Origin of the sequence: Streptomyces sp. NPDC057654, assembly GCF_042800135.1 — a bacterium.
Classification (GTDB): Bacteria; Actinomycetota; Actinomycetes; order Streptomycetales; family Streptomycetaceae; genus Streptomyces.
The window spans coordinates 1-9,148 of sequence record NZ_JBHVHQ010000296.1 but is presented as its reverse complement, the minus strand read 5'-3'; the positions used below and the strand labels follow the sequence as shown (position 1 = coordinate 9,148).

10 protein-coding genes are annotated in these 9,148 nt (G+C 71.0%); 1 reads left to right on the top strand and 9 read right to left on the bottom strand.

Going from position 1 to position 9,148, the window contains the following annotated elements; genetic code table 11:
- The 8 genes from ACFU99_RS21750 to ACFU99_RS21715 form a co-directional block, all read right to left on the bottom strand.
- On the bottom strand, nt 1-820 hold an 820-nt coding region (locus ACFU99_RS21750; protein WP_384394423.1), incomplete at its 3' end, for an MFS transporter.
- A gap of 232 nt (nt 821-1,052) precedes the next feature.
- On the bottom strand, nt 1,053-1,700 hold the full coding sequence (gene kdpC / locus ACFU99_RS21745; RefSeq protein WP_384394422.1) for a potassium-transporting ATPase subunit KdpC: 648 nt from the start codon (nt 1,698-1,700) through the stop codon (nt 1,053-1,055).
- A 4-nt stretch (nt 1,701-1,704) separates the two neighbouring features.
- Entirely contained in the window at nt 1,705-3,831 is a 2,127-nt protein-coding gene (kdpB, locus tag ACFU99_RS21740; RefSeq protein WP_384394420.1) for a potassium-transporting ATPase subunit KdpB, read from the bottom strand.
- Between the two features lie 29 nt (nt 3,832-3,860).
- On the bottom strand, nt 3,861-5,552 hold the full coding sequence (gene kdpA, locus ACFU99_RS21735; RefSeq protein ID WP_384394418.1) for a potassium-transporting ATPase subunit KdpA: 1,692 nt from the start codon (nt 5,550-5,552) through the stop codon (nt 3,861-3,863).
- Between the two features lie 8 nt (nt 5,553-5,560).
- A complete protein-coding gene (kdpF, locus tag ACFU99_RS21730) occupies nt 5,561-5,650 on the bottom strand; it encodes a K(+)-transporting ATPase subunit F (protein ID WP_037965490.1) in 90 nt (29 codons plus the stop codon).
- A gap of 357 nt (nt 5,651-6,007) precedes the next feature.
- A complete protein-coding gene (locus ACFU99_RS21725; protein WP_384394416.1) occupies nt 6,008-6,790 on the bottom strand; it encodes a DUF3710 domain-containing protein in 783 nt (260 codons plus the stop codon).
- 1 nt (nt 6,791) lies between these two features.
- The gene (dut, locus tag ACFU99_RS21720; RefSeq protein WP_384394414.1) at nt 6,792-7,307 is read right to left on the bottom strand and encodes a dUTP diphosphatase; all 516 of its coding nucleotides are present in this window, start codon (nt 7,305-7,307) and stop codon (nt 6,792-6,794) included.
- Nucleotides 7,304-7,888: a PaaI family thioesterase gene (locus ACFU99_RS21715; protein ID WP_384394412.1), complete on the bottom strand. Its 585-nt coding sequence runs from the start codon at nt 7,886-7,888 to the stop codon at nt 7,304-7,306. The genes dut and ACFU99_RS21715 overlap by 4 nt, the downstream gene beginning before the upstream one ends.
- A 59-nt stretch (nt 7,889-7,947) precedes the next feature.
- On the opposite strand from ACFU99_RS21715, the gene ACFU99_RS21710 reads away from it, so the two are divergent.
- Nucleotides 7,948-8,394 (top strand): DUF3093 domain-containing protein, encoded by a 447-nt coding sequence (locus ACFU99_RS21710; protein ID WP_384394410.1) that lies wholly within the window; start codon nt 7,948-7,950, stop codon nt 8,392-8,394.
- 66 nt (nt 8,395-8,460) lie between these two features.
- Here the strand turns inward: ACFU99_RS21710 and ACFU99_RS21705 are convergent.
- A partial coding sequence (locus ACFU99_RS21705; protein ID WP_384394408.1) for a hypothetical protein occupies nt 8,461-9,148 on the bottom strand: 688 nt, incomplete at its 5' end.

The window sequence follows — 9,148 nt, the reverse complement described above, 5'->3', positions numbered from 1 at the left end:
GGTGAGCGCCCTGGCTGCCGTGGTCCATGAAGGCGACGCCGATCAGAGCGAAGGCGCCGATGCCGGCCTCGTTCCACTCGTACGGGGGCCTGGCGAGCAGAAAACCGATGCTGGTCCAGAACGTGCTGAACGAGGCGAAGACGAGCGCCCCGAGCACCATCCGCGCCCGCAGCGCCGGCTCCTCGCGGACCAGCGTGAGCACCGAGGCGAGCAGCTTCGGATAGGTCAGGGCGGTGGTGGGCTCGACGCGGGGCAGGGCCCGGTGGAGCAGCACGCCGATCAGGGCGGTGGCCGCCGCGCCGAGCGCGAACACCGCGCGCCAGCCGGCGACTTCGGCGAGGGTCCCGGCGACGGTGCGGGAGAGCAGCACGCCGATCAACAGCCCGCTCATCACGGTGCCGACGACGCGGCCCTGTTCGTGCGGGGCGGCGATGTGCGCGGCGAACGGCACGATGATCTGCGCGACGACGGACGTCATGCCGACGACCACCGCCCCGGCCTCGAACACGGCGAGCGAGGGGGCGGCGGCGAGCCCGGCCATCCCCAGCACGGCCACGGACGCCATCACCGTCAGCAGCCGCCGCCGCTCCACCAGGTCCCCGAGCGGCACCAGCAGCGCGAGCCCGACGGCGTACCCGACCTGGAGCAGCGTGAGCGCCACCCCGACCGACCCGGTGGACACCCGCATCGCGCGCGCCAGCGCGTCCTCCAGCGGCTGCGCGAAATACAGATTGGCGATAACCACCCCCGTAGCCACCGACAACAGCACAACGGCCCCCCGCCGGGCCCCCGTCGCCTCCACGTTCGACACCTGATCCATGAGCTTTCCTCGGCGAGACAGCGAACCTGCGGAAGCGCCGAAGTCTAGCCCCGGTCTTACCCCTCGGACGCTCCTGCCCAAGTACTGGACATGGCCGCGGAGTCCCCGGCCTCAGCCGCGCACCGCACACGCGGCGCGGCGTGCCGTGTCCGCACCGCCTCCGCGCGCCTGGGCGCGACGAACAGTGCGGCACAGCACGCCGCTTGAAGCTGTGACGGGGCGTCCCGGTGCCTCAGCCCTTCGTGAGCTTCTGGAGGGCGATGTTGAGTTCCAGGACGTTCACGCGCGGGTCGCCGAGGAAGCCCGCGATGCGGCCGGTGGTGTGGTCCTTGACCAGTTGGGCGACCTTGGCCTCGGGGAGGTGGTTGGTCTTGGCGACGCGCTCGGTCTGGAGCTCGGCGTAGGCCGGGGAGATGTCCGGGTCGATGCCGGAGGCGGAGGCGGTCAGGGCGTCCGGGGGGACGGAGGACGGGGAGACGTCGTTGAACTTGGCGACGTCCGCGCGGCGTTGCCGCACCGAGGTGAGCAGGACCTTGCTGTCGGCGGCCAGGTTGGAGGCGCCGGAGACGGTGAGGTGGTACCGGGTGTTCTCGGTGTTGGGGCCGGCCGCGGAGGGGCGGGGCTGGAAGTACTTCGGGTCGGGCAGCGGGTTGCCGTCCTTGTCCTTCTTGTCGAGCGTGTAGGTCTGGCCGAGGAGGGAGGAGCCGGCGGACTTGCCGTCGGCCTTCACCTCCGAGCCGTTCGCCTTGCTGTGGAAGGCCGTCTGCGCGATGCCGGTGACGACCAGCGGATAGATCACGCCGCAGACCACGGTGAGGACGAGCATGGCGCGCAGGCCCGCCCCCACCAACCGGACCGTGCTGCGCAGGGAGTTGTTCATGACGTCACCCGATGCCAGGAATGAGGGAGATGAGCAGGTCGATGATCTTGATGCCGATGAACGGGGCGATGAGCCCGCCGAGCCCGTACAGGCCGAGGTTGCGGCGGAGCATGGCGTCGGCGCTCATCGGCCGGTAGCGGACGCCCTTGAGGGCGAGCGGCACCAGCGCCACGATGATCAGGGCGTTGAAGATGACCGCCGAGAGGATCGCGGACTGCGGCGAGTGCAGGCTCATGATGTTGAGCTTGTCGAGGCCCGGGTAGGCCACCGCGAACATCGCCGGGATGATCGCGAAGTACTTCGCGACGTCGTTGGCGATCGAGAACGTCGTCAGCGCGCCGCGCGTGATCAGCAACTGCTTGCCGATCTCGACGATCTCGATGAGCTTGGTGGGGTTGGAGTCCAGGTCCACCATGTTCCCGGCCTCCTTGGCGGCCGAGGTGCCGGTGTTCATGGCCACGCCCACGTCCGCCTGGGCCAGCGCGGGGGCGTCGTTGGTGCCGTCGCCGGTCATCGCGACGAGCTTGCCGCCCGCCTGCTCCCGCTTGATCAGCGCCATCTTGTCCTCGGGCGTGGCCTCCGCGAGGAAGTCGTCGACGCCCGCCTCCTCGGCGATCGCCTTGGCCGTCAGCGGGTTGTCGCCCGTGATCATGACGGTCTTGATGCCCATCCGGCGCAGTTCGTCGAACCGCTCCCGCATGCCCTCCTTGACGACGTCCTTGAGGTGGATGACGCCCATCACGCGCGCGCCGTCCGCGTCCTCCAGGGCGACCAGCAGCGGTGTGCCGCCCGCCTCGGAGATCGTCTCGGTGAGCTGCCGGGAGTCCTCGGCGACGGTGCCGCCGCGCTCCGTGACCCACGCGATGATCGAGCCGGACGCGCCCTTGCGGACCCTGCGGAGCGCCCCGTTCTCTTCGAGGTCGACGCCCGACATCCGGGTCTGCGCCGTGAACGGCACCCACTCCGCGTGTTCCAGCTCGCCCTCGTGGCGCTCACGGAGCCCGTACTTCTCCTTGGCGAGCACGACGATCGAGCGGCCCTCCGGCGTCTCGTCGGCGAGCGAGGAGAGCTGGGCGGCGTCCGCGACCTCGGCCGCCGTCACGCCCTTGACCGGTACGAACTCGGCGGCCTGGCGGTTGCCGAGAGTGATGGTGCCCGTCTTGTCGAGCAGCAGTGTGGACACGTCGCCCGCGGCCTCGACCGCGCGCCCGGACATCGCCAGCACATTGCGCTGCACCAGCCGGTCCATGCCGGCGATGCCGATCGCGGAGAGCAGCGCGCCGATGGTGGTCGGGATGAGGCAGACCAGCAGGGCGGCGAGCACGATCATCGTCTGCTCGGCCTTGGCGTAGATCGCGAAGGGCTGGAGGGTGACGACGGCGAGCAGGAAGACGATGGTGAGCGAGGCGAGGAGGATGTTGAGCGCGATCTCGTTCGGCGTCTTCTGCCGGGCCGCGCCCTCGACCAGGTTGATCATGCGGTCGATGAAGGTCTCGCCCGGCTTCGTCGTGATCTTGATGACGATCCGGTCGGAGAGCACCTTGGTGCCGCCGGTGACCGCGGACCGGTCGCCGCCGGACTCGCGGATGACCGGCGCCGACTCGCCCGTGATGGCGGACTCGTCGACGGACGCGACGCCCTCGACGACATCGCCGTCGCCGGGGATGATGTCGCCTGCCTCGCAGACGACGAGGTCGCCGATGCGCAGCTCGGTGCCGGGCACCCGCTCCTCGCTCCGGTCGGCGCCGGAGCCGCTCAGCCGCCGCGCGACCGTGTCGGTCTTGGCCTTGCGCAGGGTGTCGGCCTGCGCCTTGCCGCGGCCCTCGGCGACGGCCTCGGCCAGGTTGGCGAACAGGACGGTCAGCCACAGCCAGGCGGTGATCGCCCAGCCGAACCAGTCGCCGGGGTCGGTGAGGGCGAGCACGGTGGTGACCACCGAGCCCACCTCGACCACGAACATCACCGGGGACTTGATCATCACCCGCGGGTGGAGCTTGCGGCACGCGTCCGGGAAGGACTTCAGCAGCGCCTTCGGGTCGAAGATGCCGCCGGAGACGCGGCCGTGGTCCGCCTCCGCCGAGTGCTGCGCCTCGCCCCCTTCGGGCGTGCGTACGGGTGTCGCAGTGGACATGGGGTCCTCAACAGAAGTGTCTACGCGGCTCATGACAGTCCCTCCGCCATCGGCCCGAGGGCCAGCGCCGGGAAGTACGTGAGACCGGTGATGATCAGGATCACGCCGACCAGCAGCCCCGCGAAGAGCGGCTTGTGCGTGCGCAGGGTGCCGGCCGTCTCCGGCACCGGCCGCTGCTCGGCGAGCGAGCCGGCCAGTGCCAGCACGAACACCATCGGCAGGAAGCGGCCGAGCAGCATCGCGAGGCCGATCGTGGTGTTGTACCAGGGCGTGTTGGCGTTGAGTCCGGCGAAGGCGGAGCCGTTGTTGTTGGCGCCGGAGGTGAAGGCGTACAGCACCTCGGAGAAGCCGTGCGCGCCGCTGTCGTGCACCGAGTTGGCCGCGGTGTTCAGGATGGAGTCCGGCGGTCCGGCGAGCGCCATCGACAGCGCGGTGAAGCCCAGCACCAGGGTCGGCGTGATGAGGATGTAGCAGGCGGCGAGCTTGATCTCCCTCGTGCCGATCTTCTTGCCGAGGTACTCGGGCGTCCGGCCGACCATCAGCCCCGCGATGAAGACCGCGATGATCGCCATCACGAGCATGCCGTACAGGCCGGAGCCGACGCCGCCGGGCGCGATCTCACCGAGCATCATGCCGAGCAGCGTGATGCCGCCGCCGAAGCCGGTGTACGAGGAGTGGAAGGAGTCCACCGCGCCGGTGGACGTCAGCGTGGTGGCGACCGCGAAGATCGACGAGCCGCCGACGCCGAACCGCTGCTCCTTGCCCTCCATCGCGCCGCCCGCGGCCTGGAGGGCCGCGCCGCCGTGGTGGAACTCGGTCCACATCATCAGCGCCGTGAAGCCGATCCAGATCAGCCCCATGGTGGCGAGGATCGCGTACCCCTGCCGGACGTTGCCGACGAGCTTGCCGAAGGTGCGGGTGAGCGCGAACGGGATCACGAGGATCAGGAACGGCTCGAAGAGGTTGGAGAGGCCGTTGGGGTTCTCGAAGGGGTGGGCGGAGTTGGCGTTGAAGTAGCCGCCGCCGTTGGTGCCGAGCTCCTTGATGACCTCCTGCGAGGCCACGGCGCCGCCGTTGACCTGCTGGCTGCCGCCGGTGAGCCGGCCGATCTCGTGAATGCCCGCGAAGTTCTGGATCGCGCCGCACGCGACGAGGACGATCGCCCCGATGACCGCGATGGGGATCAGGATGCGGACGGTGCCGCGCACCAGGTCGGCCCAGAAGTTGCCGAGGTTCCCGGTGCGGGAGCGGGCGAAGCCCCGTACGAGCGCGATGGCGACGGCGATGCCGACGGCCGCGGAGACGAAGTTCTGCACCGCGAGGCCGAGCGTCTGGACGGCGTGGCCCATGGCCTGCTCGCCCGAGTACGACTGCCAGTTGGTGTTCGCGACGAAGGACGCCGCGGTGTTGAACGCCTGGTCCGGGCTGATCGCGTGGAAGCCGAGCGAGAGGCTCTTGGGCAGCACGCCCTGGGCCCGCTGGAGCAGGTACAGGAGGAGCAGGCCGACGGCCGAGAAGGCGAGCACGCCGCGCAGATACGCGGGCCAGCGCATTTCGGCCGCCGGGTTGGCGCCGATGCAGCGGTATATCCACTTCTCGACGCGCAGGTGCTTGGTGGAGCTGTACACGGCGGCCATGTAGTCGCCGAGCGGACGGTAGGCCAGGGCCAGCGCCGCGAACAGCGCGAGCAGCTGGAGGACTCCGGCGAGGACGGGGCTCATATCTGCGCTCAGAACCTCTCCGGGAAAACGAGGGCTATGACGAGGTAGCCCAGCAGGGCGACGGCCACGACGAGGCCGACGATGTTCTCGGCGGTCACAGCTTCGTCACCCCCTTGGCGACGAGTGCCACCAGCGCGAAGACCGCGATCGTGGTGACGACGAAGGCCACGTCGGCCATCGTGTGCTCCTAGAGGTTCGGATATGAACGGACCTCTAGAGGAAACCTCCGTTTCGCGCACCCGAATGACCCGTTGACGCCTCCCTTACGGCCATTAGCGCCTCGTTGACGTAATTCATACGCAGACGTCTCAGACCTGCGAAAACGCCGATGGGCCGGTTCCCTGAAAAGGGAATCCGACCCATCGGAACGTTCAAATCCGGCCGCTGGACGGTCCGGAAGGCACCTGGCCGCGGCTCTTGTCAGTCGCTTGTCCAGCCGCTTGTCCAGCCTCGTGTCAGCGCACTTCGGAGATCTCCGGACCGCGCTGGAGGCGGTCCACGCCGCCCGCGAAGCGCGAGCCCTCGGCCTCGTCCTGCTGCACGCCGTCGGGCATCATCTGGGCGTCGTCCGGGAGCTTGAGGACGATCGGGTCCCGCGGCGCCATCGGGGAGTCGCCGCGCACCACGACCGTGTCCTGGAAGATCTGCTCCAGCAGCCCCGCGGTGTCGGGCTGCACCGCGCCCTGGCCCGAGATCACGCCGCGCAGGAACCAGCGCGGCCCGTCGACGCCGACGAAGCGCACCAGCTGCACCCCGTTGGTGCCGTCCGGCAGCTGTACGGGCACCTGGGCCCGCAGCTCCCAGCCGAGCGGCCCCTCGACCTCGTCCACGACACCGCCCTGCTGGGTGATGCCGCCCGCGATCTCGTCCCGCACCTCGCGCCAGATGCCCTCGCGCTTGGGGGCGGCGAACGCCTGGAGCTGCACGGCGCTGTCGCGCAGCACCAGGGTCGCGGCGACGATGGCATCGCCCGCGACCTCCACCCGCAGCTCCATGCCCTCGACCCCGGGCACGAAGATCCCGCCCAGGTCGACCCGGCCCTCGCCGGGTTCCCGGACCTCGCTGATGTCCCAGGGGCCGTCGGGGCGCGGCCCCGGCGGCAGACCGGCCGAGCTCTCGGCCGATGCGCCCGCGGCGTCCGTAGCGGACTCCTCGTCCTGCGCCAGCTCCTCGGAGGTCACGCCGTCGTCGAGCCTGTCGACGGTCTCCTCGCTGCCCTTGCGGCGACGACCGAACACGTCACTGTCCTTCCCGGTCGGCTACGACCGAAGCGAATCCATTCCCACCCGTTGCACCGCCCACGGCGGCATGGCCGCCGGTGGACCCCAGGCCGCCCTCGGCCCGCGCCGAGCCGGGAAGTTCCGCCACCTCGTGGAAGCGCACCTTCTCGACCTGCTGGACGACCAGTTGGGCGACCCGGTCGAGCCGCTCGAACCGCACGCTCTCGCGCGGGTCCAGATTGACCACGATCACTTTGATCTCTCCACGGTACCCGGCATCAATGGTCCCCGGGGCGTTCACCATGGAGACTCCGCAGCGGGCCGCCAGGCCCGAGCGGGGGTGCACGAAGGCCGCGTACCCGTCGGGCAGCGCGATCGACACCCCGGTGGGCAGCACGGCGCGCTCCCCGGGGGCCAGCTCGGCGGCCTCGGTGGTGACGAGGTCGCACCCGGCGTCGCCGGGGTGCTCGTACGCGGGCACGGGGACCGCCGGGTCCACGCGGCGGATCAGCACATCGAGCGGGTCACGGGTCACGGGTTCACCTCGAAAGCTCGCGCGACCTTCACCTGGTCGGGGTCGGCGAGGGCGGCATTGATCTCGGCGGGGCGGCCGTTGTCGATGAAGTGGTCCACCTTCACCTCGATGAAGAGGGCGTCGGCGCGCACCGCGACGGGCCCGTCCGGGCCGCCGATCCGGCCGGTCGCCGTGGAGTAGATCTTGCGGTCGGCGACGGCGGTGACCTCGGCGTCGAGGTGCAGCACGGTGTCCACGGGCACGGGCCGCACGAAGTCGGTCTCCAGCCGTCCCGTCACCGCGATCACCCGCAGCAGCCAGTTCAGCGAGCCGAGCGTCTCGTCGAGCGCGGTGGCCAGCACCCCGCCGTGGGCGAGGCCGGGAGCGCCCTGGTGGGCCTCCTGGACGGTGAACTCGGCGGTGATCCGCACCCCCTCGCCCGCGCGCGTCACCAGGTGCAGGCCGTGCGGGGCCCCGTCGCCGCAGCCGAAGCAGCGGTCGTAGTGCGCGCCTATGATCTCGCCGGGCGCGGGTGCGTCGGGGTGCCGCGTCGGCGGCACGGCACCGGCCGGCGGCGTCAGCGCTGTCGTTCGTCCACTCACAGGGGCTGACCTTACCCGCGCGCGCGGCGGGCAGGCGCTGCCGTGCCAAGCTGGACCGCATGCAGCCTTACGAAGAGCGGCTGACCGCGCCGCGCTCCTGGTGGTTCATCGCGGTCCTGATCGGCGTCGCGATGGCGCTGGTCCTCCTGCCGTTCGGCACGCTGCCGTTGCTCGGCGGCCTGATCGGCGGCACGGCGGTGGCCTGCGTGGTGGTGAGTTCGTACGGCTCGCCCCGTATCCGGGTGGTGGCGGACTCGCTGGTGGCGGGCGAGGCGAAGATCCCGCTGGCGGCGCTGGGCACGCCCGAGGTGCTGGACGCGGAGGAGGCGCGCGCCTGGCGCTCGTACAAGGCCGATACACGGGCGTTCATGCTGCTGCGCAGCTACATTCCGACGGCGCTGCGGGTCGAGATCACGGATCCGAAGGACCCGACCCCGTACGTCTATCTCTCCACACGCTCACCGGAGCGCCTGGCGGCGGCTCTGACGGCCGTACGGGCGTCCTAGGCCCATTCCTTCGAGGCGGGGGCGGCGGGTCCGCTGCGGGCCGGTGGAGGCTTCTGAGGCGCCGCGTCAGACGTCGGGCCCGGACGGCGGCGGCAGCTCGCGACCGGCGCCGGTGCCGCTGTCGGTCGGCGGGAGCTCGGGGCCGAGGCCCGTGTCGGTCGGCGGGAGCGCTTCCCAGGGGACCTGCTTGGTCCGCAGGTCCTTGCGGACCTTCGCGGCGAGCTTGCGGGTGTCGCGCCGGTTGAGCACCGCGCCGACGGCCGCGCCGACCATGAAGGGCGCGAGGTTGGGCAGGTTGCGGAAGGTGCGCTTGAGGATCTGCTGCCGCAGCTCGCGCTTGAGCTGTCCGCCCAGCGCGGCGTTGACGGAGGTGGGGGCGGTGATGTCGATGCCGCGCTCGTCGGCCCAGGCGCCGAGGTAGGCGATCGACCGCTGCCGGACGGTGCCGGGGGCGCGTACGCCGTAGACCTCGTGGAGCTCGGCGATCAGTTTGAACTCGACGGCGGCGACGCCGACGATCTCGGTGGCCAGCTCGGCCGGCATCGCGGGCGGTACGGGCAGCATGGCCGCCGCGCCGATGCCCGCGCCGACGGTGGAGGTGCCGTTGGCCGCGCCGGCCACCAGCTTGTCCGCGAGCTGCTCCGGGCCGAGGCCGGGAAACTGCGCGCGCAGTGTCGCGAGGTCGCGCACCGGGACGCGCGGCGCGTTGGCGATGATGCGGTCGGCGACGGCGGTCAGGCCCGCCTTGGCGCCC